This window comes from Flavobacterium microcysteis, from assembly GCF_006385255.1.
GTDB lineage: Bacteria > Bacteroidota > Bacteroidia > Flavobacteriales > Flavobacteriaceae > Flavobacterium > Flavobacterium microcysteis.
The window spans coordinates 958,591-981,014 of the sequence record NZ_VFJE01000056.1; the positions used below are offsets into that span (position 1 = coordinate 958,591).

General features: G+C 37.0%; 22 protein-coding genes. 7 read left to right on the forward strand and 15 right to left on the reverse strand.

Annotated elements, in window-relative coordinates; genetic code table 11:
* Nucleotides 1-4: 4 nt before the first annotated feature.
* The 3 genes from FJA49_RS17825 to FJA49_RS17835 all read right to left on the reverse strand — a co-directional run bounded on the left by FJA49_RS17825 (nt 5) and on the right by FJA49_RS17835 (nt 4,217).
* Nucleotides 5-2,680 (reverse strand): VWA domain-containing protein, encoded by a 2,676-nt coding sequence (locus FJA49_RS17825; protein WP_233590229.1) that lies wholly within the window; start codon nt 2,678-2,680, stop codon nt 5-7.
* 2 nt (nt 2,681-2,682) lie between these two features.
* Nucleotides 2,683-3,183 carry an RNA polymerase sigma factor gene (locus tag FJA49_RS17830; protein ID WP_140003040.1) on the reverse strand — a complete coding sequence of 167 codons (501 nt, stop codon included), beginning with the start codon at nt 3,181-3,183 and terminating at the stop codon, nt 2,683-2,685.
* A 188-nt stretch (nt 3,184-3,371) separates the two neighbouring features.
* Nucleotides 3,372-4,217: a DUF6929 family protein gene (locus FJA49_RS17835; protein ID WP_140002844.1), complete on the reverse strand. Its 846-nt coding sequence runs from the start codon at nt 4,215-4,217 to the stop codon at nt 3,372-3,374.
* 108 nt (nt 4,218-4,325) lie between these two features.
* On the opposite strand from FJA49_RS17835, the gene FJA49_RS17840 reads away from it, so the two are divergent.
* Nucleotides 4,326-5,207, forward strand: a complete 882-nt coding sequence (locus FJA49_RS17840) for a PPK2 family polyphosphate kinase (RefSeq protein ID WP_140002846.1) — start codon at nt 4,326-4,328, stop codon at nt 5,205-5,207.
* Between the two features lie 40 nt (nt 5,208-5,247).
* Here FJA49_RS17840 and FJA49_RS17845 read toward each other — a convergent pair whose 3' ends face one another.
* Nucleotides 5,248-5,793 (reverse strand): hypothetical protein, encoded by a 546-nt coding sequence (locus tag FJA49_RS17845; RefSeq protein WP_140002848.1) that lies wholly within the window; start codon nt 5,791-5,793, stop codon nt 5,248-5,250.
* Nucleotides 5,794-6,017: 224 nt separating this feature from the next.
* Between FJA49_RS17845 and FJA49_RS17850 the strand changes: the two genes are divergently transcribed.
* Together FJA49_RS17850 and FJA49_RS17855 are read left to right on the forward strand one after the other, a co-directional pair.
* Nucleotides 6,018-7,415: an MATE family efflux transporter gene (locus FJA49_RS17850; protein ID WP_140002850.1), complete on the forward strand. Its 1,398-nt coding sequence runs from the start codon at nt 6,018-6,020 to the stop codon at nt 7,413-7,415.
* A gap of 47 nt (nt 7,416-7,462) precedes the next feature.
* The gene (locus FJA49_RS17855; RefSeq protein ID WP_140002852.1) at nt 7,463-7,690 is read left to right on the forward strand and encodes a hypothetical protein; all 228 of its coding nucleotides are present in this window, start codon (nt 7,463-7,465) and stop codon (nt 7,688-7,690) included.
* 187 nt (nt 7,691-7,877) lie between these two features.
* Here the strand turns inward: FJA49_RS17855 and meaB are convergent, their stop codons facing one another.
* From meaB to FJA49_RS17870, 3 genes are all read right to left on the reverse strand, one after another.
* Nucleotides 7,878-8,963 (reverse strand): methylmalonyl Co-A mutase-associated GTPase MeaB, encoded by a 1,086-nt coding sequence (meaB, locus tag FJA49_RS17860; RefSeq protein ID WP_199758399.1) that lies wholly within the window; start codon nt 8,961-8,963, stop codon nt 7,878-7,880.
* 97 nt (nt 8,964-9,060) lie between these two features.
* On the reverse strand, nt 9,061-9,708 hold the full coding sequence (locus tag FJA49_RS17865; protein WP_140002854.1) for an NAD(P)-dependent oxidoreductase: 648 nt from the start codon (nt 9,706-9,708) through the stop codon (nt 9,061-9,063).
* 55 nt (nt 9,709-9,763) lie between these two features.
* Nucleotides 9,764-10,171: an Rrf2 family transcriptional regulator gene (locus FJA49_RS17870; RefSeq protein WP_140002856.1), complete on the reverse strand. Its 408-nt coding sequence runs from the start codon at nt 10,169-10,171 to the stop codon at nt 9,764-9,766.
* Nucleotides 10,172-10,428: 257 nt separating this feature from the next.
* Between FJA49_RS17870 and FJA49_RS17875 the strand changes: the two genes are divergently transcribed.
* The 4 genes from FJA49_RS17875 to FJA49_RS17890 all read left to right on the forward strand — a co-directional run bounded on the left by FJA49_RS17875 (nt 10,429) and on the right by FJA49_RS17890 (nt 14,574).
* Entirely contained in the window at nt 10,429-11,340 is a 912-nt protein-coding gene (locus tag FJA49_RS17875; protein WP_140002858.1) for an AEC family transporter, read from the forward strand.
* Between the two features lie 6 nt (nt 11,341-11,346).
* Nucleotides 11,347-12,567: an MFS transporter gene (locus FJA49_RS17880; RefSeq protein ID WP_140002860.1), complete on the forward strand. Its 1,221-nt coding sequence runs from the start codon at nt 11,347-11,349 to the stop codon at nt 12,565-12,567.
* Nucleotides 12,568-12,640: 73 nt separating this feature from the next.
* Entirely contained in the window at nt 12,641-13,072 is a 432-nt protein-coding gene (locus FJA49_RS17885) for a DoxX family protein (RefSeq protein ID WP_140002863.1), read from the forward strand.
* A gap of 89 nt (nt 13,073-13,161) precedes the next feature.
* A complete protein-coding gene (locus FJA49_RS17890) occupies nt 13,162-14,574 on the forward strand; it encodes an FAD-binding oxidoreductase (RefSeq protein WP_140002865.1) in 1,413 nt (470 codons plus the stop codon).
* Nucleotides 14,575-14,604: 30 nt separating this feature from the next.
* Here FJA49_RS17890 and FJA49_RS17895 read toward each other — a convergent pair whose 3' ends face one another.
* The 8 genes from FJA49_RS17895 to FJA49_RS18475 form a co-directional block, all read right to left on the reverse strand.
* Nucleotides 14,605-15,864, reverse strand: a complete 1,260-nt coding sequence (locus FJA49_RS17895) for a cation:proton antiporter (RefSeq protein ID WP_140002867.1) — start codon at nt 15,862-15,864, stop codon at nt 14,605-14,607.
* A gap of 305 nt (nt 15,865-16,169) precedes the next feature.
* Nucleotides 16,170-16,742, reverse strand: a complete 573-nt coding sequence (locus tag FJA49_RS17905) for a hypothetical protein (RefSeq protein WP_140002871.1) — start codon at nt 16,740-16,742, stop codon at nt 16,170-16,172.
* A 76-nt stretch (nt 16,743-16,818) separates the two neighbouring features.
* Nucleotides 16,819-17,418, reverse strand: coding sequence for an N-acetylmuramoyl-L-alanine amidase family protein (locus tag FJA49_RS17910; protein WP_140002873.1), 600 nt, complete (start codon nt 17,416-17,418; stop codon nt 16,819-16,821).
* An 87-nt stretch (nt 17,419-17,505) separates the two neighbouring features.
* A complete protein-coding gene (locus FJA49_RS17915; protein WP_140002875.1) occupies nt 17,506-17,949 on the reverse strand; it encodes a GNAT family N-acetyltransferase in 444 nt (147 codons plus the stop codon).
* Between the two features lie 3 nt (nt 17,950-17,952).
* Nucleotides 17,953-18,402 (reverse strand): GNAT family N-acetyltransferase, encoded by a 450-nt coding sequence (locus FJA49_RS17920; RefSeq protein WP_140002877.1) that lies wholly within the window; start codon nt 18,400-18,402, stop codon nt 17,953-17,955.
* A 16-nt stretch (nt 18,403-18,418) separates the two neighbouring features.
* A complete protein-coding gene (locus FJA49_RS17925) occupies nt 18,419-18,910 on the reverse strand; it encodes a hypothetical protein (protein ID WP_140002879.1) in 492 nt (163 codons plus the stop codon).
* 27 nt (nt 18,911-18,937) lie between these two features.
* Nucleotides 18,938-21,994: an ELWxxDGT repeat protein gene (locus FJA49_RS17930; protein ID WP_140002881.1), complete on the reverse strand. Its 3,057-nt coding sequence runs from the start codon at nt 21,992-21,994 to the stop codon at nt 18,938-18,940.
* Nucleotides 21,995-22,216: 222 nt separating this feature from the next.
* Nucleotides 22,217-22,375 (reverse strand): hypothetical protein, encoded by a 159-nt coding sequence (locus FJA49_RS18475; protein WP_158629502.1) that lies wholly within the window; start codon nt 22,373-22,375, stop codon nt 22,217-22,219.
* Between the last annotated feature and the right edge of the window lie 49 nt (nt 22,376-22,424).

A 22,424-nucleotide genomic window follows, 5' to 3' on the forward strand; every position in this document is an offset into this window, starting at 1 on the left:
TTTTTTATTTTGCGCTTTCTACTAATCGGATAAACTCGGCCTTATAACCTTCTTCATCATTAGACAAACCTTCTTTTGCTAATTTCTTGATGTCTTTTGAAGATTTGTTCGGGATTAGCTTTGAATCTCTCAGTTTTAATCCAAACCATGCAACTGCGGCAGAAAATTTAAAATCATCAGAAGCAGTATTCAATGGAATTGATATGTTCTCAACAACATTTACCAGTTCGATACTTTTATCACCATCCGGTTTTTTGTATCTGAATTTTATAGTGGCCAATTCATTAGTATAAGCAGTTCCGTTTTCTTCTGTTTTTGTATACTTCAAATCAGGCATGTTATTGGAAAATTCACTTTCGACTCCGGCAGGAATAACTTCATATAAGGCTGTAACCGTGTGTCCGCTTCCTAATTCACCGGCATCAACCGCATCATTAGTAAAGTCTTCAGTCTTTAGCTTTCTGCTTTCATAACCAATCAGGCGATAGGATTGAACATGTTTTGGATTGAATTCAATCTGGATTTTCACATCTTTAGCAATTGCGAACAGTGTACCTTTGAATTCTTTTCCTAAAAAGCGGTTAGCTTCCTGTATATTGTCGATATAAGCATAGTTGCCATTTCCTTTATTGGCTAGAATCTGCATTTTGCTATCCTTATAATTCCCCATTCCATAACCCAGACAGGTTAGAAAAACGCCTGATTTTCTTTTTTCTTCTATAAGAGTTTCCATGTCTGCATTAGACGATTTCCCTACATTAAAGTCACCATCAGTAGCCAAAAGAACCCGGTTATTTCCATTTTTGATGAAATTTTCCTGAGCTATTTTATAGGCTAATTCGATTCCTTCGCCACCAGCGGTACTTCCTCCCGCACTTAATTTTTCTATGGCATCAAGAATGGCTTTTTTATCGTTTCCAGAAGTAGGAGGTAAAACCATACCGGCTGCCCCGGCATACACTACTATAGAAACCTTATCTTCTTTTCTGAGTTCTTCAATCAGAATTTTCATAGACTGTTTTAGCAATGGCAATTTGTTGTCCTCGTTCATGGAGCCTGAAACATCAATCAAAAAGACCAGATTGGAAGCCGGCAGTTTTTCTGTCGGGATAATTTTTCCCTGCAATCCGATTTTCAATAATTTATGTTTTGGATTCCAAGGTGCATCGCTGTATTCTGTTTGGATAGAAAAAGGCTCGTCTCCTTTTGGCTGCGGATAGTTGTATTTGAAAAAGTTCACCATTTCTTCTACACGCACTGCATTCTTTGGTACTTCCTGACCGTTATTTATAAATCGGCGTATGTTGGTATAAGAAGCATTATTCACATCAATCGAAAAAGTAGAAAGCGGATTATTTTTAGGACTTTCAAACGGATTTTCTACAAACGGATTATAGTCTTCTGTATGTTCATCCATTTTATAAACTTCGGTATTTTTCTTTCGCTTTAATTCCTTAAGCTTTTTTCTCCATTCTCTTTTAGAAAGTTTAGTTTTAACTACGATTATTCCATTAACACCTCTATGTCCATAAAAACCCGTTGCCGAAGCATCTTTTAAAACAGTAATTTCTTTGATTTCGTTTGGATTGATGCTTTTGAAAGTTTCTTCATCTGCAGGCATACCATCAACAATATACAAAGGTTCATCATTGCCGTTGACTGACCCAACGCCTCTAAGAATTATAGATGTATCTCCGTTTCTATAAGTCCTGTTACCTGAAGTGTTTGCTATATAACCATCATTAGAAGAATTTGGTGAAGCCAATGCCGCTTCTTTTTTAGATCTACGTGTTGATTTATGAGCCTTTTCATCAACTATAGATACAGCGGCTGAGGATTTTGATCTTTTTGTAGCTGTATATCCTGTTACTATTACTTCGCTGAGCATTCCGGATTCTTCTGATAAGGCAATATCCAGTTTGGAATTGTCTTTAACGGGTGCAATTTTTGATTTATAGCCAACATAGGAGAAAGCCAACTGTTCATTAGGATTAACCGCAATGCTATATTTTCCGTCAAAATCAGTCTGTGTTCCGCGGGTTGTTCCTTTGACAACAACATTCACGCCTGGCAATGGCAATTGTTGGGCATCAACAACAGTTCCGGTAATAATTTTTTCTTTTGTAACCGGATCGATTTTAGTTTCGGTAACAACAATTCTTGTTTCTTCGAGCAGTTCCGTTTTTGGTTCGGCTTGAGCTATTTCGGCAGTTTTTGTTGTAGTCTTACTTAGAACTTCTTCATCAGGGTCGAACTCGTCAGTGTCTTCTTTAATCGCCACGGCATCATTTGTTTTGATATTGACAGCCTTACTTTTGATAATTCCAGATGTTTTAGTTTCTGTCTTTTCAGGTTTTGCAGTAACATTAGAATTATCAACAACAGCTTCTTTTTCAGAATTAGAAATTGTGTTTTCCTTTTCTTGGGTTACTACTGGGTGTTTTGGCGTGTCGATTGTATTTTCGTCTGTTTTTAGAAATTGGTATCCTAAAGAAAAGAATAAAAGAAATGAAGCAGCAATCCCAATTTTTTTCCAGAGTACTATTGTTCTTTTATCTTCTTTTTTATCCAGCTTTTCTTCAACACGAGCCCAGACTTTTTCCATAGCAGGAAAGTCTTTCGTTTCAGCCTTTTTGGAGGCGTCTTTGAATTGTTCGAATATTTTATCTTGATTTTCCATCACTATTTTGCTTTTTGATAATAAAGGTTATTGACCAGTTCTTTTAGTTTGGTCTTCGAGACATTCAGTTGTGATTTAGACGTTCCTTCTGAAATATCAAGCATCTTGGCAATCTCTTTATGAGAATAGCCCTCAATGGCAAAAAGGTTAAAAATGGTTCGGCATCCTTCGGGAATAAAATTCAGCAGGTTGAGCAGATCTTCTTCCTCTAGATCGGTCGTGTGATTTGTAATCGGCTGTGAAATGATTTTCACATCGTCAAGATACATGTTAAAGTTGATGTTTTTCTTGAGCGACAGTAAGCATTGATTGACCGCAATCTTTCTGGCCCAGGCTTCAAAAGCCCGAACTTCCTTCAATTGATCGATTTTCGTAAAAATAGTGTAGAAAGCATCGGCCAACGCTTCTTCTATTTCTTCCTCTTTCTTTAGGTACCGCTTGCAAGTCCGGTACAGCTTCGGAGCCAAAAGCTCATACACCTGACGCTGTGCGTCCCGTTGCATTTTTCTGCAGGCTGTAATTAGTTTTTCGTCTATCACAATAAATGTCTTTCCTGTATAGAGAGAGAAAAAGATAAAAAGGTTGGGATGGGTGGGGGAAAAATTTAAGATTTTTTGATTTATGATTTAGGTTGGACATAAATCTAAAATCATAAATCCCAAATCTCAAATCAAAAATCAAAAATCTCAAATCATTTATCCAACGTAAGCTTATATATATCCGACTTCAAGTCATCGTTGTCTTTGTCTTCGCAAAGTAAAAATTCGATTGTCTTGTCATTTTCTTTGTAAATCGTAAGTCCTTCAAATTTATGGGTGTCGGTTATCTTTTGGGTAAAATCGATTTTCATCTTCTCGATGTCCAGTCTGCCGATAAACGTTCCGAGAACCGCTCCGTCATCATAGGTTGACTTGGTGTTCTCGACAGTTGCTAGAAAATAAATTTTTCCATCAACACGAACGGCATCTGTAAAAGAACTCTGTATTCCTTTTATTTTGGGTAGTTTATAGGAATTATACAAAACAGAAAAATCGTCGGTCAGGTTATTTCCGCCAATGGTGAAAATTCCGTTTTTACCAGAAGCGCCATTGCCTCGGTTAAAAAGAAACCAGTTTTCGCCATTATAAACAACACCTTCAATGTTGAAATCTTCCGGTTTTGTATTCCCAAAACTTTGCATGACCAGATAAAGGTCGGTCACATCTGTTTCTTTGATTTTTTCTTTTTTATCCGCATCAAAATGAATCATCTTGTTTCGGTTTTCAGTAGAGCCGGAACCAAAAATATAGCAATCTTCTCCAAATCCGGCAATGGATTCGAAATCGGGTTTTTGAGCTTTTGGGATGTTTTCTGTTGGTACGCCAGCTGCTGTTTCTATTATTTTATGTGATTCAAGGTTTTTGCTATCGATATGGTATTCATAAAGTACGCTGCTATTGTCGGAAATTATAAAGAGAGAATTGTCTCTGAAAACCAATCCGGAAGCAGAACCGATTCCGATAATCTGAAATAATAATTCAAGCTGAAATTTTTGCATGGTATGTGTTTCTTTGAAGAAGTATTGAAAATGTAGTTTGGAAATAAATTTAAAGTTAGAACGCAAATTCTTAGGATAAATATATACATTTATGTAAAATAATATCCTATGAAAACGATAAATACGGACGATTTCAAAATTACCGGTCCAATAAAACTATCCGACCTGCCTACATTGATAGACCTAAAAGCTAAAAATGACGAAGTAAAGGACGCCTTGAATGAAACTCGTGAAGCGTTAAGCGATTTGCAGGATAAGATGTATGCGCACAACCGCTATAGTGTCTTGATTTGCCTTCAGGGAATGGATACTTCTGGCAAAGACAGCCTTATTCGTGAAGTTTTTAGAGAATTTAATCCAAGAGGAGTAGTGGTGCATAGTTTTAAAACTCCCAATTCAACCGAACTGGAGCATGATTATTTGTGGAGGCATTATCTGGCCTTGCCTGAAAAAGGAAAATTTGCCGTGTTTAACAGGACACATTATGAAAATGTTTTGGTCACGCGAGTTCATCCGGAATACATCTTAAATGAAAACCTGCCGGGAATTGAGAAGGTTGAAGATATTCCAAAGGATTTTTGGAAAAAAAGAATGAAGCAAATTGCCAATTTTGAAAGTCATATCGCTGAAAACGGAACTATTGTGTTGAAGTTTTTCCTGTATTTGAGCAAAGAAGAACAGAGACAGCGCCTTTTAAGACGACTCGAAAAAGAAAAGCACAATTGGAAATTTTCGCCTGGTGACTTAAAAGAAAGAGGTTTCTGGCACGATTACCACCATTATTATGAAGAAGCTATTAATGCAACTTCTCAGGAAAAAGCACCCTGGTATGTGATACCTGCAGATGATAAAGATGCTTGTCGTTTACTTCTGGCAAAAGCAATTTGGGATGTGCTGTCAAAATACAAAGACATAAAATATCCTGAACTGGATGATAAAATCAAAGACAATATGTCGTTTTATAAAAACGAGTTGAATAATGAGAAATAAAAAAAGCCTTGGATTTTCCAAGGCTTTTTTAGTATAAGAATTAAAGTCTAAATCCGTACGCCAGACGTAAGGCCAGCTGTCCGACTCCTTCGCCATTTTCCCTTGGGAAATCATTGTAATATTCGTAGCGAATACTGGCGTCAAAATATTTGTTAGCATACCCAATTCCTGGTGCTAACAACAAACTGGTTGTGTTATAATCGTTAGTTACTGGGATGGCAGCTCCTAGCTCACCAAGCACATAAAAACGATTTTCCCATACAAAAGCTTTGAAACCGGCTTTGGCAGGAATGAATCCTAAATCGGGAATGTCATCTCCGATAAATAAATTGGTAAATCCGGTAGTAAACGTAATTGAATACCGTTGATTCAGGTCATACTGAATTCTGGCATCGGCACCTAATGAGAAATCATAAGGATCATCAAAAATAAAACCTCCATTAATTCCAAATCCTAAACGAAACCCTTGGTCATAATTTTCGGTAGCGCCAATTGCAGAAGTGGTTTCCTGGGCTGACATAGTCGCTGTCGTTAGAACCGTAAAGCAAAGTACAAATAAGCCGGTGATTGATTTCAAATTTTTCATAGATCAGGTTTTTAAAAGTTATTACTATAAATTTAACAATAATAACGCCAACCTCCTATATGTTAATTTTTAAAGTATTGTTAAAAGGTCAATAAGCTGATAAGGCTTTGATAGCAAGTGAATTGTTGTATTTATGGTGTTTTGCTTAAAAAATTTAAATATTTTTAAAAGTGTGGAATTCATGGATATGGTGCTATCTTTGCCACACAATTTTCTACACAATCGTGAACTTACATCAATACACCAAAGAGTTTTCATATAACCTGAAATTAGCCTACCCGATTATTCTGGGTATGCTTGGACATACATTAATCGGAATTGTCGACAATATCATGGTCGGCAAGCTGGGCGCTACAGAATTGGCAGCAGTTTCATTAGGGAATAGCTTTATTTATGTGGCTATATCGCTAGGTATTGGCTTTTCTACGGCCATAACTCCAATTATTGCACAGGCTGATGCCGAAAAAGACACTTTAAAAATCAGGTCTGCTTTTCATCATGGATTGTTTTTATGTGCCATACTGGGCTTTACGCTGTTCGGGGTAATTGTGCTTGCCAAACCGTTGATGTATTATATGGGACAGCCGGAAGAGGTTATCGTTTTGGCAAAGCCTTATATTGATTGGGTTGCTTTTTCATTGATACCATTAGTTGTATATCAAGGATATAAACAGTTTGCAGATGGACTTTCCATGACGAAATATTCCATGTATGCAATTATTATGGCCAATGTAGTACACGTCATATTAAACTATTTTCTGATATATGGAATCTGGATTTTCCCAAAAATGGGCATTATTGGTGCTGCTTTGGGAACAGTAATATCAAGGCTTATGATGCTTGCTTTTATGCACCTGATTTTGTCTAAGAATAAAAAACTGACAGCCTATTTCCAGAACTTCAGTTTCCAGGAAATCAAAAAGACAATGCTAAAGAAGATTGTGAGCCTGGGACTTCCTTCTGCTTTACAGATGTTTTTTGAAGTTGCACTTTTTACATCAGCAATATGGCTTTCAGGTTCGTTGGGCAAAAACAGCCAGGCGGCTAATCAAATTGCGTTAAGTTTGGCGTCGGCTACGTTTATGTTTGCCATGGGATTGAGTGTTACGGCAATGATTCGTGTGAGTAACCAGAAAGGACTAAAAGATTATAAAAAGCTAATTATTGTAGCCCGATCTATCTTCCTTCTGGCAATCATTATTGAAATCATTTTTGCGATCTGTTTTGTGCTTTTCCACCAATACCTGCCACATCTGTTCCTTAATATGGAGAAGAATGCTTTGGTCATAGATAATGAAGAAGTAATAACTATAGCTTCGCAGCTGCTTATTGTTGCTGCTGTGTTCCAGATTTCAGATGGACTTCAAGTAGTTGTGTTAGGAGCTTTAAGAGGACTTCAGGATGTCAAAATCCCGATGTATATTACATTTGCGGCCTATTGGGTTGTAGGATTTCCAATTTCGTACTATTTAGGGAAACATACCGACCTCAAGGCAACCGGAATTTGGATAGGTCTTTTGGCAGGTTTGACAGTTGCAGCGGTATTTTTGTATATTCGCTTTAATTATCTCACAAAAAAATCGATAAAAGACGCAGATACAGCTGTCGAAACAGCAATCTAAAATCATAAATCATAAATCAGCAATCAAAAACCATAAATCCAAATAATATGGAATTACCAAAATTTTTATTAGGCGACAATACCGACTTTCCAGAGGATATTTTTATTATCCACATGGATTACCCAAGATTTATTATCAACCTGAAAGATGATGAGGTTGAATTTCTGGAAGAAGCTGAAGACCTTGACGAAGGCGAACTAAATCAGGTAATGGAAGCTTTGATTACAGAAGCAAATGAATTTTACGATAGGGAAGTGGGGAGATACGAAGAATAGTTGATAGTTTATAGTGGATAGTTGGTAGTGGATAGTTTATAGTTTTGGGAGCTTGGTATAAAATATGTTAGGTTAAAAAATATAGTATAATAGCATCCAAAATCATAAATCACAAATCAAAAATCACAAATCAAAAATCACAAATCTAAAATCAGAGATCTAAAATCTAAAATCAAAAATCTGCCATCTACCTAAAGTATTTTTCCAATAAAATAGAGGCGGCTGCAAACGGTGAAATTTCATTGTCATGCACCGCTTTTTTATTTTCCTCTAATAGATTTTTTATTTCCGGATGCTCAAAAAAGTGATTTTTTAGCTGTTCGTTGATGGTTTCCAAAAGCCAATGCTGGTTTTGGTCTTTTCTTCTTTCCGAAAAGTAACCGTTGTCTTTTGTTAGTATAAGATATTCTGAAATCATTTCCCAGATTTCTGCAATACCGTCATGAGTGATGGCGCTGCAGGTTGTGACTTTGGGCTGCCATCCTGAGCTTTTTGGAGGAAAAAGGTGCAATGCCCTATTAAATTCGGTTTTAGCCATCCTGGCTTTCTTGATGTTGTCACCATCGGCTTTGTTGATGACTATAGCATCGGCCATTTCCATAATGCCTCGCTTGATTCCTTGAAGTTCATCTCCGGCTCCCGATATTTTCAAGAGTAGGAAGAAATCAACCATACTATGAACAGCTGTTTCACTTTGTCCAACACCTACAGTTTCAATAATGATGGTGTCAAATCCGCAGGCTTCACATAAGATGATGGTTTCCCTTGTTTTTCGGGCAACGCCACCAAGTGTTTCTCCGGATGCAGAAGGCCTGATATAGGCATTTTCATCTTTAACCAATTCTTCCATACGGGTTTTATCGCCTAAAATGCTTCCGTGTGAAATGGTACTGCTAGGATCAACAGCCAATACAGCTACTTTTTTACCGAATGCAGTTAGAAAGCGGCCAAAAGCTTCGATAAACGTACTTTTTCCAACGCCTGGAACTCCTGTAATTCCGATTCGCACAGAATTATTGGAATAGGGAAGGCAGGCCTGGATGATTTCATTGGCTTTTTCAAGATGTTTGGGCTGGGTGCTTTCAACCAAAGTTATGGCACGACTCAGGGAAATTTTATCTCCTTTTAAGATTCCATCGATTAATTCTTGCGCAGAAGGCTGTTGCTTTCGGAATTGTATGATTTGGGCAACTGAATTTTTACCAATACTTTCGGGTTGGCTGATTCCTTCTTTTTCTTTTAGCGCAGATTTATGTGGACTGGATTTAGACACGATAGCGGTTTTGAGAAGTAAAAGTAATGAAAACAAAAACAGTTTCAAAAAGCCGTTGCTTAAAGAAACTGTTTTTAGTTATTGGATGGCCCTTTTATTAATAAGCAGCTGTAAATCGGACTTGGTGGTGTCTTGGTGTTTCAACCTCATCAGCGATGACTACAGCCAGGTCTTCTGCAGATAAGATACTTCTTTGATTTTCATCAAAAACAGGATTGTCTAAACCAAGACGGTAGTTTCCGGTTCTTCCGGTCGTAATTCCCTGGTGCATTTCAAAAGCCGGGCTGAAAAAAGCCCAATCCAGTTCTTTTTCTTCTTTTAGTAGGTTCAGATAATCTCTGGCTGCACTTGCTCCAGCGTAATATTCTTTTGGAAAGTCAGGCGTATCTACAGCTTGTAGTCCCGGAGCAACAAACAAGCTTCCCGCACCTCCAATAGTTATATACCTTTTTACACCAGAAAGTTTCACAGCTTCCTGAATTGCTTTTGAGCCAGCAATAAAATCCTCATAGATGTTTGGGTTTGTCCATCCGGGATTATAGGCACTCACAACTGCATCATGTCCTTTTAGGGTTTGAGCCAGTTCTTGTGTATTGAATATGTCAGTAGCAACATATTTCACATTCTGGAGGTCAGTATTTTTCTCACTTCTTGAAATTGCTGTTATTTCATGATGGCGGTTTGCCAGTTCAGCGGTAATTTTTGAGCCCACAAATCCTGTGGCTCCAATAATTGCGATTTTCATAGTTATATCTATTTAATGGTAATAAAAAATGTTACAGTTTAGGGTAAAAAAATAGCTAGAACTTACCTGAGAATTCAGTAAGCGATATGGTACTTAATTCTGTGCTAATCTTTTTATTGATTTCGTCATACAGTTCGTCTAGCTTATTATTGATGTTTTTTCCAACAGGACAATCCGGATTAGGATCGTTTTTAGAATAACCTAAAGTTACTTTTTCAAAAGTCATCTTGAAAATATCATCAAGGTTGATTTTCTCAGCAGGTCTCAACAATCTAGTTCCGCCGTTTTTTCCTTCTTTGCTTTCTACAATATTGTGTTTCTTCAGGTTGGCAATTTCTTTACGAATCAAGACAGGGTGCAGGTTCATGCTTCCGGCTAAGAATTCAGACGAAAGATATTCATCCGGAAACTTAGACAGGAGTGTCAGGATATGGAGCGTAATTGCAAACTTGCCAGAAATCATACTGTAATAAAATATGTTACAAATGTATGGCGATTTTATTTCTTAACAAATATTTTGGCTTTTTTTTATGATTCTCAGGTAGCTGATAAATTGTAAGTAATGCCGTAAATTTGCACTTTCAAAATATGCCTCTGAGTATCGACTCTAATATTGTTATTTATGTCGGTAGGTATTTGCCTCTTTTCTCATCACTCAAAAAAACAAAAGACGGAAAACAAATCTGCTAAAAGAGCTTTCCGTAGTTTGAAGTTATAAAAATGGATAGTATTATCTTATTGTTTTTGTGTCTGCTGATTGGATTTGCATTGCAAAGAACAAAGATTTTTCCGGCGAATTCGCATCAGGTATTGAACCAGTTTGTGATTTATATCTCACTGCCGGCTCTGGCCTTATTTTATATCCCTAAGATTGAAATCAGCTCCAAACTTTTGTTTCCTTTGGGTATTGCCTGGCTTGGATTCTTACTTTCATTCTTGTTTTTTTCAGTATTGGGAAGCTATTTCAAATGGTCGAGAAAGTTAGTTGGCTGTCTGGTTTTGATGGGCGGCTTAGGCAATACCGCTTTTGTCGGTTTTCCTGTAATTGAGGCCTTATATGGCAAAGAAGGTATGGAAACCGCCATTATTGTCGACCAACCCGGTACGTTTGTAGTGATGGCAACTTTGGGTATTATCGTAGCATCACTTTATTCAAGAGGCACTCCTAATCCTAAAGAGATTGTTTCAAAAATTGTGCTTTTTCCTCCATTCCTGGCTTTTTTTGCAGCCATGTTGATGAATGCTTTTAGTACTGATTTTACTGAAAGCCTACAATTGGTTTTTCAACGATTGGGAAGTACTGTAACACCGATAGCACTTGTAGCTGTCGGGTTGCAAATCAAAGTGCAGGAAAAAAGCAGGCATTGGAATTTCTTGGCTTTGGGATTGTTTTTCAAACTGATGATTACCCCGGCGTTTTTTTATGTCTTATATAAAATAATTTTTAACGGAAAAGGAATCGAAATCGATGTTGCCATACTTGAGTCGGCTATGGCACCTATGATTACAGCCTCAATCATTGCTTCAAACTATGGGCTAAAGCCTAAACTGAGCAGTATGATGATTGGTATCGGTATTCCACTTTCCTTTCTCACATTAGCCTTTTGGTATTGGATTTTAATTACCTTTTAAAAAAATATGAAAACAACAGATTTAGATTTTCAAGCTCCAGATACAGATAATAAGGAATTGGCACAAAAAACGGTCTATTCTATTCTCTTTTCTATTGCCTTTGCGCATTTACTGAATGATTTGCTGCAGGCAGTTATTCCGTCAGTTTATCCAATATTAAAAGAAAGTTACGATCTATCCTTTACACAAATCGGACTGATTACGTTTGCTTATCAGATGGCGGCTTCTATCTTGCAGCCGTTTGTAGGGTTTTATACGGATAAGAAACCGCAGCCTTACTCGCAGATCTACGGGATGTTTTTCACCTTGTCAGGAATTATCCTGCTTTCGTATGCTTCGAATTTCTATGTTATCATACTTTCGGTAATCCTGGTAGGAATCGGGTCGTCTATATTTCATCCGGAAGCTTCCAGAATCTCATTCCTGGCTTCGGGCGGAAAGCGTGGGTTAGCACAGTCGGTTTTCCAATTAGGAGGAAATGCAGGGACGGCTATCGGGCCTTTATTAGTAGCATTGTTGGTAGTGCCTAATTCACAGCGTTACATTTTATTTTTTGTCATAATTGCTGCCTTGGCATTGCTTGTTTTAGGAAGAATAGCCCGTTGGTATGACAATCATCTTTCGTTAAGAGCTAAGAAAAAAGTAGAAGTTGTGTTGCCGGATTTGTCAAAAAACAGAATTATCTTATCCGTAATCATTTTGCTGGTATTAATTTTCTCTAAATTTTTCTACATGGCGAGCATGTCCAGCTATTTTACATTCTATCTTATTGAAAAGTTTAATCTTTCTGTCCAAGATGCTCAATTCCACTTGTTCCTGTTTTTGGCTTCCTGTGCTTTAGGTACCTTACTGGGCGGGCCTTTGGGTGATAAGTTTGGACGAAAATATGTGATCTGGTTTTCGGTTCTTGGAGCTGCACCGTTTGCTTTGTTCCTGCCTTATGCCGATTTGTTTTGGACAGGTATTTTGTCTGTAGTTATCGGAATTATCATCTCGTCAGCTTTTCCGGCAATTCTGGTATATGCACAAGAATTATTGCCAAAAAAACTGGGTATGGTATCCGGTCTTTTCTACGGTTTTGCTTTCGGAATGGGTGGACTTGGATCAGCATTGCTGGGTTATACGGCAGATCATATAGGTATTGAAGCCGTGTATAAGATTTGTGCTTATTTGCCGCTAATTGGGATTATTGCTTTATTCCTTCCAAACCTTAAGAAGAAAAAGTAAGCCTGTTTGTCATTTTTATCATGTTAATTTTTGTAAATTTATAGGGCGTGAAACCCATTAAATTACAGCAATTATGATGAAAATTTTTAGTACAGCACAGAACAAGAACCTTTCCCATATTATGCTTTTTATAGTGAGAGCTACTGTGAGTAGCTTTATGCTGGTACATGGCGTGGAAAAGTTCGATACGCTTTATGCAGGCGGGCCATTTGACTTTCCCGATCCTTTAGGAGTAGGAACGTCAGCATCCTTATCACTGGCGGTATTTGCAGAAGTTTTATGTTCAGGTCTGCTATTTGTCGGATTTGCAACACGACTCGTTACGATTCCTCTGATTATCACGATGTTTTTTGCCGTTTTTGTTATCCATGGCGCACATGGTTTTGAAAAACAGGAATTGGGCGGATTGTATCTCCTGATTTATGTCCTTTTGCTGGTAACAGGAAGTGGCAAATATTCTGTCGATCATTTTATCTACAAAAATACAAGACCTGAAAAACCTTAATTTTATTCGCAACAAAACCTTTGTGGTATTATTACGCAATCAAATAAATAGTATTTTTGGAGTTCTTTAATGATTTTGAAATCGCTATCATGAAAACCGAAATACTGTCCAAAGAAGCAATCAGCCGACTGGAAGAAATTGTTGGCCCATCTTTTCTTTTCTTAGATGAAGAAACCCGAAACTACTATGGACATGACGAAACGGAAGATTATGTTTTTCCGCCAAGTGTAGTACTGAAACCAGCTTCTGCCGAAGAAATTTCAGCCATACTAAAACTTGCTAACGAATATAAGATTCCCGTAACGCCAATTGGAGGAAAAACGGGACTGAGCGGTGGTGCTTTAAGCATTCACCAGGGAATCGGGCTTTCTATGGAACGTTTTAATAAAATCCTTCACATTGACGAACAGAACCTTCAGGTTATGGTTGAGCCGGGCGTAGTAACACAAACGCTTCAGGAAGCCGTTTTGGAAAAAGGATTGTTTTATCCGCCAGATCCAAGTAGTCGTGGCAGTTGTTTTATAGGTGGAAATGTAGCGGAAAATGCAGGTGGAGCCAGAGCGGTGAAATATGGTGTGACCAAAGATTATGTGCTGAATCTTGAAGTAGTATTGCCAACAGGCGAAATTATATGGACAGGAGCCAATACACTGAAAAACTCTACAGGATATAATCTGACACAATTGATGGTTGGCAGTGAAGGCACATTAGGAATCATTACCAAAATCGTGATGAAGCTGCTGCCGAAAAATACTCATAATGTATTGATGCTCGTTCCTTTCTTTAATTCTAGCCAGGCTTGCGAGGCAGTAGCCAAAATCTTTAAGGCCGGAATAACGCCAAGTGCTTTAGAATTTATGGAACGTGATGCCATTGACTGGACGCTGCGTTTTATTGATGGCGTGAGCCTAAATATAAAAGACGAAGTTCAGGCGCATTTGCTCATCGAAGTGGATGGGAATTATCCTGATGTGCTGTTTTCTGAAGCTGAAAAGATTACTGAAGTTTTAGAACAGTTTGCTATTGATGAAATTCTTTTTGCGGATTCCGAAGATCAGAAAAATGCGCTTTGGAAATTAAGAAGGGCAGTGGCCGAAGCCGTAAAATCAAATTCGGTTTACAAAGAAGAAGACACGGTCGTGCCACGTTACGAACTGCCTAAGCTTTTGGAAGGAATCAAGGCTATAGGAAACAAATATGGCTTTAAATCGGTTTGTTATGGCCATGCCGGCGATGGAAATCTCCATGTGAATATTGTCAAAGGTAATATGTCTGATCAGGACTGGAAGACTGAGATTCCGAAAGGTATCCGTGAAATTTTTGAATTGACGGTTTCGCTCAAAGGAACATTATCTGGCGAGCACGGTATTGGTTATGTGCAGAAGAACTATATGGATATTGCCTTTTCACAAACACAATTACTGCTGATGAAGAATATCAAACAATGTTTTGACCCAAATTCTATACTAAACCCCGGCAAAGTACTGCCAGATTCTTTATAACAAAAAGGAGCTTCAATTGAAGCTCCTTTTTTATTCTATACTAGCGGATTTTGCTTTTGGTAATAATCTATTCGCCAATTTGCCAATAGTAAGTCCTTGTACGATTATAGAAAACACGACTACAAAATAGGTAATCGCTACTATGATTTTTTTATGAGGGCCTTCTGCAATCGATAATGCTAAGGCAATAGAAACACCTCCGCGCAGTCCTCCCCAAACCATTATTTTTATGGTTGAAGATTCAAATTTCTTTTTAAAAGGAATGATTTTGGTTGGAATCCAAATTGATATGAATCGGCAGAGAAGCACGATGAAGATACAAATCAATCCAATAGACCAGAAACTTAAGATGTTCGGAATTAGCAATAATTCAAAACCGATAAAAAGGAAAAGAATAGCATTCAGAATTTCGTCAATCAATTCCCAAAACTTATTTAGGTAATCTTTTGTAGTGGCAGACATCGCTGTCTTTTTTCCATAATTTCCGATAATGATTCCTGCAGCGACCATCGTCAATGGTCCGGAAATATGCATAGCCTGTGCAATCAAATAACCGCCCATTACAACAGACAGGGTAATCAATACAGATACTTTATAATCGTCAACTTTGCGCATGGCTTTGCTTGATTGTATACCTAGGAAAGTTCCAAGAAGGAAACCACCCAAAGCTTCCCTAATCAGTAACCACGAAACGTGTGGTAGTGAAAAGTCGCTTGCAGGATCTTGCGCCAGTTTTAGGATTACGGCAAAAACTACGACAGCTACACCATCGTTAAACAAGGATTCTCCCGCAATTTTTGTCTCCAATGATTTCGGAACTTTGGCGTTTTTCAATATACTGAGTACGGCAATCGGATCAGTAGGTGAAATCAGAGCTCCAAAAAGCAAACAGTAAATAAAGGGCAGGTCAATATGAAGGAGATCGGTAACAAAGTCAAGAATAAGTCCAATAGCCAATGCTGAGATTAATACGCTAATAGTTGAAAAAACCATAACAGGACCTCGCTGTTCACGCAAGTCTTTAAGGTTGACATGAATTGCGCCCGCAAACAAAAGAAAGTTTAGCATGGCACCCATCAGTACCTCTGTAAAGTCAAATTCTGAAAATAGTTTTGAAAAATTGGTGAATGTTTCAGGGAAGATGTTTCCGGTAATTACCAGCAGGATGGAACTGATCATGGCAATAATCATGATTCCGATGGTAGCAGGCAGCTTTAGGAAACGGATATTAAGATAAGCAAAAAAAGATGCAAGTACGATTAGGACTGAAAAGGAGTAGTATAATTCCATATGTTGATTTTGGCATTTTTACAAATATAAAAAACGAGAACAAAAACAGTAGGCGATTGGAGTTTTTTGACAAAATTTTGGCAAAAAAAATCCCCAATAAGCTTGGGGATTTTGCATTAATCTCTTTTCGGATTGTTTTTCTTGTCTCTCTTCTCCGCTTTTTTTTCTTTAGCGGTCTTTGTAGGCTCTTTCTTTGCAGTTTTCTTAGCGTCGTGACTCTTTGCCATGGTTATACAGTTTTTAGAGGTTAATTATTTAATAGTAATAACCGGGTAAATAAAGCAGGAAATACATCCCGTTTTTAGCTACAATCCCAGTTCAGCTTTTATCTTTTCATCAAATATCTTAGAAAAAACCTGTTCATTATAGGTAAGGTATTTCCATTGTTTTTTAGTAAGATTGTCTGATATGGCAATCATTTTGGCTCGTGTCTTAATGTTCATGGTCTTATTTGCCGGATCATAAGATACGTTTTCTGTCTTCATTGCTGTTTTGAACATTTCGGTATAATCCTTAATTTCTAGATTAGGAATCGGTTCGTCCCAAATAACCTGCATCGTATTGTCATGGCTAATTACACAAAATGTTTGTTCGCCTATCTTTTTGGTATTTCCAAAAACAAAATTAGGTGGAGCAGCTACCATTTTAATCTTAAAGCCATCATTGCCTTCAAAGCTTTTCTTTAAGGTTTCAAGTATAGCTTCTTTTGGAGCAATATCGTATAGTTTTGGATAGGCCATATCCATAATCTGTTCGTATTGTTGGGCGACAGTATAATCATACAATTTTTGAGCATTGGCTTTTAGTGAAGCCATATCCTGAGAAAAACCTTGGATAGAAACCAGCATAAATAAAGCCAAACATACTATTTTTTTCATCTTTTTTATTTCAAATATAAATTAAAAATCCTCTGACTGTAAGGAGTGAGAGGATTTTAGGTTTTATTTATCATTTTTATAGAGCCAGATAGTCCAATATCTTTCGGGCGATTTCTTTTTGTCCTGTGTCGCTGCTAAGATAGCTTCTGTCATTTGCATTCGACAGAAAGCCTAACTCCAATAAAACAGCCGGGCTTTTAGCATTTTTAAGCAGATACATTGGTGCGGTTTTTACGCCTCTGCTTCTTAGTTTGTTGTCAGAGAGTACAGAAATCAGTTCTTCTGCGTGGGTTTTGGAAGCTTCAAATTTTTCGTTTTGCTCGCATACATAAGCTTCTATCCCATTAGCTTCTTCTTTGGTATTTTTATTTACGTGTAACGAAATTACCAGATCCGGTTGCAGTTTGTTGATTTTTTCAGTCCTTTCTTGTAATGAACTAAACTCGTCGTCATCTCGGGTTAGGATAATCTCAATTTCAGTATTTCTGTTTTGAGAGGCTATCTGTTTGGCAATGTTGGAAACAATCTGCTTTTCGGAATAAAATCCATGAGTAGCACCTATGTCTTGTCCTCCGTGTCCGGCATCAATAACGATTCGTTTTTTGCTGTCGGGAGTTGTAAACGACAAAATAGAAACAAGTACAGCAGCTCCTAAAAATCTAAAAGTGTTTTTCATACGGTTAAGGTTTAAGCATAACGTTAGAACGATGAATGTATGAAAATATTTGCTAAAAAGCTGATGAATTTTGAAAAAAGAGGTTGGTTATTGTTCTTTTCTCCATTTTTCGGCAGTCATTTCAAATTTGATTTCACCTTTTCGATAGAAACCAGTTTCTTTCCATCCACATTTTCTGTAAAAAGCTTCAGCACGAGTATTAGGTGAAGTACTAAGCCAAACTGTTTGACTTGTTTTAGAGAAATACCAATCCAGCATGTGATGATGAAGCTTCTTTCCAATTCCCTGTTTTTCATAATCAGGATGGAGGAACAAAGCCCAGATATTATTGTCTTTTAAATCGGCAATGGCAAATCCTACAATCTTGCCGTCAATTTCACAAACCCAACCTTTTCCTCTTGAAAAAAGGAAGTCTTCGCAATCTTGGTCGGTCACAAGATTTGGGTCTGACAAGGTGTTTTCCTTGACAGAATTCCGAACTTTCTGAATCTGCGGGATATCCTCTAGTTTTGCCTCCCTAAATTGTTTCATCGCTTATTTTTTTAGCATCATATGCAAAATAGGATAAGGTTTACCACAGCCGTCTACTTCGGAAGAAGCTACAGTGCGGAATCCAAACTTTTCATAAAAGCCTACTGCCTGTGCATTGTCTCGGTTGACATCTACCTTGGTAATACTAAGATTTTCTAAAGCATGTGCGAGCAATATTTTGCCAACACCTTGACCACGTGCATCCGCATGAACGAAAAGCATTTCCAGATTGCCATCTGCAGTACCCATAAAGCCAAGAATCTGGCCATTCTCATCTTTAAGGCCTATTAGTGTGACAGCACTGAAATACTGAGGAACAAGGTTTTTATAAAATTCAAAATCTTCTTCTTTGAGAAAGTCGTGTGTAGCTTTTACAGACGATTCCCAAACGGAGAGAATTTTACCATATTCCGGTTCGGTTACGTTTTCCAGCGTATAGTTTTGAAGTGACATTTTTTGTTTTGTAAAATTATAATTTCAGAATCTCGTCTGCCTTGTTGCATCGAATGTTCAAATCGTTGCACAGTTCTTTTATGCGTGGCACATCTTCTCCGTATACAAGCATTAGCTGTATGGTATCGGCGTAGCTGTCACCAATTTCAATAAGTTCCAGTTCCGGAAATTCTGATTTAAGCTCAGCGGAAACCCATTCGATATAATCGGCGGCATTTAACTTCTTTTCGTACGGATAAGGTGGAAGGGCACCATCAAGCTCGTCAACAATCAATTCGTGGATTTCGTCAATCTTGTCGCCTACAATCATAAATTCGCCTATTTCATTGGAAACGGCAAACTGTATGACACCATCAGGATCGGCTTCTAATAGCCATTCGGCTCCGTTTTCCGCCAGATATTGCTCTGGATTATCGACAGCCAACTGTAATGTATCCCAAATTTCATTTTCGTTTTCTATTTCAAAATCAGCTAACAGTAGATTGATGAGTTCTTTTATTTTTTCCATTTAATTTAGTTTCATCTTTTGTAAAGATTACTTTAGTATTATTTTTTTGGTTTCAATATAATTTTCTGTTTTTACTTTTATTAAGTAAACACCACTACTTAAGTTACTTAAATCAAGGGAGTCTGAAATAAGATTATCCTTTGAATAGTGCATTTTATTGCCTAGCAAATTATAGATTTCAATGTCTTTTATCTTTGAATTGTCATATGTCCATATAGACACTAGACCGTTTGAAGGGTTTGGATAGATTTTTATTTTGTTTGATAGGTTATTCTCATTATCAAAATCTTTTAAGTTTAAGATATTTTGTATATCTGCAAAATAAAGCTCATTTCCTGATTCTTTTGTGATTCCTTCGAAGCCAAGACGATTATTCAAGCCAATTAATTGATTAATACGCACCCCTGAACTTTGGATTAAATTATCTGCATCTGTTACGTTAATTTGTAAAACATTTGACTGTTGCATATTATTGTTTATGTGCCAAATCTTATTGTCATAAGGAGAGGCGCCAAGATTTTTTGTAAAGAAAAAATTGTTTTGTAGACATGTGCAGCTTCCTCCTCCTTCCTGTGCTTCAATAAAAGAAGTTCCTGTAGGTGTCCCATCAGTTCTCCATAGTTGATGATTATTTATTTGATTTTGAACGAAAAAAGAAAAATAAATATAATTTCCACAGGACATAAAAGAAGTAAATTCTTGATTTCTCAATGGTAAATTGTCTATTACAGAAATTGTTCCATTGACCGTTCCATCTGATTTCATTATTGAATATCCATTAATCCCATCTGAAGAAAAATACAATTGATCATTAACTACAGCTGTCCAGCTAAATCTATAAGAAGAAGTATTTGTCCATCTTGAAAGTAATACTGTACCTGCTTGAGTTCCATCAGTCGACCATAAGGTATCATTTCCAGATGTTGGGTTATTAACCACTACTGTGAAGAAGATTTTTCCATTTGCAACATCAATTATTTCGGGCATATTGCTTGAAGGTAGGGGCATAGTAATTGCTTTTGTTGTTCCAGCTGTTGTTCCGTCTGTCTTCCATATGCTATACTCAACTCCATCATGAGCTACGAAATATAAATAGCCGTTTAAGATACCGTAATTTCTATGACTGGAATATCTGGAAAAAAGTAAATTGCTATTGTTTAGGTTGTTATAATGTAAATTGTTGCCAACAACACCATTAGCAGTTCCTGGATTTATATCTTTTAATAAATAAGTTCCGTTTTCTGTTCCGTCACTTCGCCATAATTCTTCCCCATGGATTTGATCGTTTGCTTGAAAAAAAACAGTATTATTTAAAGTCATAAAAAGGGTTTCTTTTCTTATGCTACTTGCAGTTCCGGCGGCTATATCTTTAAGCATTATTGTGCCTGCTTCTGTACCATCTGTCTTGAAAATTTCATAACCATTTGTACCATTTGTTGCTCTAAAAAATAGGTTATTTCCGGCTTTAGCAAAAAATGTTTTCGAATCATTACTCATAGGAATTGAAAAAGAAGTAGGATTAATATTCTTGATCATCTTAGTTCCGTTTGTTGTTCCGTCACTAATGAATGGTTCAGAGCCATTAAATCCATCTGAACCTACAAATACTATTTTATCATTAAAGACTTGATAAGATCTTTCATAGGATCCGAGAACATGGTTGACGTCATGAACTACTTGTGTACCGCTATCGGTTCCGTCTGTTTTCATTAGTTCAGATCCATTTAAGCTACCAAACCCACCTTGGAAATAAACATAATTATTAAAAGGAACGAAATTTAAATCGGGATTGTAGGATAGGTCAATTCTTTTTATTTCAAAAGTGCCATTGCTAGTTCCATCACTTCTCCAGAGCGAATAAGGATTTGCTATATTATCTCTGGCGGTGAATATTAAATAATTATTGGCTAAGGTTAATTTAGAGAGAGAACTGCCATAGCTTCCCGGATAAATGTCTTTTACTAGTTGTGTACCATTTGTTGTTCCATCGGTACTCCATAATTCTTCATCGTATATGCTGTTTTGAGCAGTAAAAAAGACTTTGTTGTTAAATGTCACAAATTCAGTGTCTTCATTACTAAGTCCACTATACGCTAAGGGATTAATATCTTTAAGCATTATAGTACCAGCCGAAGTCCCGTCGCTTTTCCATAATTCCTCTCCGGTTGTATTCGTAAATCCAACAAAAACAAAATAGGAGCTGGTAACACTTCCGTTCATTTCGCTGGCTGAACTTAGCCCGTTAGGATTTAAATTTTTTACAAACTGTGTACCCGCTGTTGTACCATCGCTTTTCCAAAGTCCGGGTTTATTTCCACCGTCAGTTCCAAAGAAGTAAAAGTTGTTATTGAAAATAATAAATTTATGCCCACCGTGATATCCTATTCCGCTTCCTGGATTTATATCTTTTAATAACTGTGTGCCGGCAGCAGTTCCATCGGTTTTCCATAATTCTCTTCCGTGTACTTCATCATTACATGCAAAGTATACGTAATTATTAAACACGAAGGATGCAAATGGAGCACTTGATTCTGGTCCAACAAAAATATCTTTTAATAAATTTGTGCCTTCTGGTGTACCATCGGTAATCCAAAGTTCCTGTCCATTAACTTTATCATCAGCACTGAATAAAATTGAGCCATTATAATAGATTAAATTGGCTACCATGCCGCCTATGATTTCATCTTCCCAACGATCTCCTGTAGTATTGATGTCCTTAAGCATATAAGTGCCTGATTCGGTTCCATCACTTTTCCATAATTCTTTTCCATGCACGCCATCATTAGCAGTAAAATATAAAATATCGCCTACTATATAAAAAAGAGGGTTATTTATTCCTGATCCATAAGGATTAATGTCCTTAACAATATGGGTTTTATTTGTGAGAGTATTATGTACCCATAACTCTCTGCCTCTGTAGCCATCATCAGCAGAAAAATATATTTTTGTTTGTCCTTTGGTAATGTTTTTGGGTTCTGAATCTCCAGCAAAATTCAATTCTACCAACGTTGCGTCGAGTGTTTGTGAGTTTAAATCTGCAATAGAGATCAAAAGAAATAAAATTATTCGTAAAGTTATTTTCATAATATATCTGCTAATGTTTTGGAATAGATGATGTAAAAGGATTTTAGAATTCCCAAAGCTAGGAAAAAAACTGTTGATTTGACTTAATGTAATTGATTGTAGTTTAGAATTTAATAGATTGTTTGATATAAGAATCTCAAATATTATCTTCGTTTTTTAGGTGAAATCAGCTAATAGCAGATTGATGAGTTCTTTTATTTTTTCCATGACTGGATTGTATTTTTAGTTGATGTATGATTTTCGATTGACCCATTGTCCAATCATAGATATAAGTAAAGCAAACGTGAGGGCAAAACCTATAATCATGGATCCAACACCTTCTTTTGCAGAACCGCTTTTGTCAACGGCATTCCAAAAGTTCCAATAGGTTATAAGAGCCAAGAGACCAAGGTTTAGAAGACATATAAGAATGAAAGGAACTCTTAAAGTT

Bases quoted from the DNA above. Each gene is read 5' to 3' on its own strand.
- FJA49_RS17905 (WP_140002871.1), bottom strand. From the start codon at position 16,742: ATGAAAAAAATAGTATGTTTGGCTTTATTTATGCTGGTTTCTATCCAA.
- FJA49_RS17865 (WP_140002854.1), bottom strand. From the start codon at position 9,708: ATGAAAATCGCAATTATTGGAGCCACAGGATTTGTGGGCTCAAAAATT.
- FJA49_RS17840 (WP_140002846.1), top strand. From the start codon at position 4,326: ATGAAAACGATAAATACGGACGATTTCAAAATTACCGGTCCAATAAAA.
- FJA49_RS17930 (WP_140002881.1), bottom strand. From the start codon at position 21,994: ATGAAAATAACTTTACGAATAATTTTATTTCTTTTGATCTCTATTGCA.
- FJA49_RS17855 (WP_140002852.1), top strand. From the start codon at position 7,463: ATGGAATTACCAAAATTTTTATTAGGCGACAATACCGACTTTCCAGAG.
- FJA49_RS17825 (WP_233590229.1), bottom strand. From the start codon at position 2,680: ATGGAAAATCAAGATAAAATATTCGAACAATTCAAAGACGCCTCCAAA.
- FJA49_RS17870 (WP_140002856.1), bottom strand. From the start codon at position 10,171: ATGATTTCTGGCAAGTTTGCAATTACGCTCCATATCCTGACACTCCTG.
- FJA49_RS17910 (WP_140002873.1), bottom strand. From the start codon at position 17,418: ATGAAAAACACTTTTAGATTTTTAGGAGCTGCTGTACTTGTTTCTATT.
- FJA49_RS17915 (WP_140002875.1), bottom strand. From the start codon at position 17,949: ATGAAACAATTTAGGGAGGCAAAACTAGAGGATATCCCGCAGATTCAG.
- FJA49_RS17925 (WP_140002879.1), bottom strand. From the start codon at position 18,910: ATGGAAAAAATAAAAGAACTCATCAATCTACTGTTAGCTGATTTTGAA.
- FJA49_RS17830 (WP_140003040.1), bottom strand. From the start codon at position 3,183: ATGCAACGGGACGCACAGCGTCAGGTGTATGAGCTTTTGGCTCCGAAG.
- FJA49_RS17885 (WP_140002863.1), top strand. From the start codon at position 12,641: ATGATGAAAATTTTTAGTACAGCACAGAACAAGAACCTTTCCCATATT.
- FJA49_RS17895 (WP_140002867.1), bottom strand. From the start codon at position 15,864: ATGGAATTATACTACTCCTTTTCAGTCCTAATCGTACTTGCATCTTTT.
- FJA49_RS17920 (WP_140002877.1), bottom strand. From the start codon at position 18,402: ATGTCACTTCAAAACTATACGCTGGAAAACGTAACCGAACCGGAATAT.
- FJA49_RS17890 (WP_140002865.1), top strand. From the start codon at position 13,162: ATGAAAACCGAAATACTGTCCAAAGAAGCAATCAGCCGACTGGAAGAA.
- FJA49_RS17875 (WP_140002858.1), top strand. From the start codon at position 10,429: ATGGATAGTATTATCTTATTGTTTTTGTGTCTGCTGATTGGATTTGCA.
- FJA49_RS17835 (WP_140002844.1), bottom strand. From the start codon at position 4,217: ATGCAAAAATTTCAGCTTGAATTATTATTTCAGATTATCGGAATCGGT.
- FJA49_RS17845 (WP_140002848.1), bottom strand. From the start codon at position 5,793: ATGAAAAATTTGAAATCAATCACCGGCTTATTTGTACTTTGCTTTACG.
- FJA49_RS17880 (WP_140002860.1), top strand. From the start codon at position 11,347: ATGAAAACAACAGATTTAGATTTTCAAGCTCCAGATACAGATAATAAG.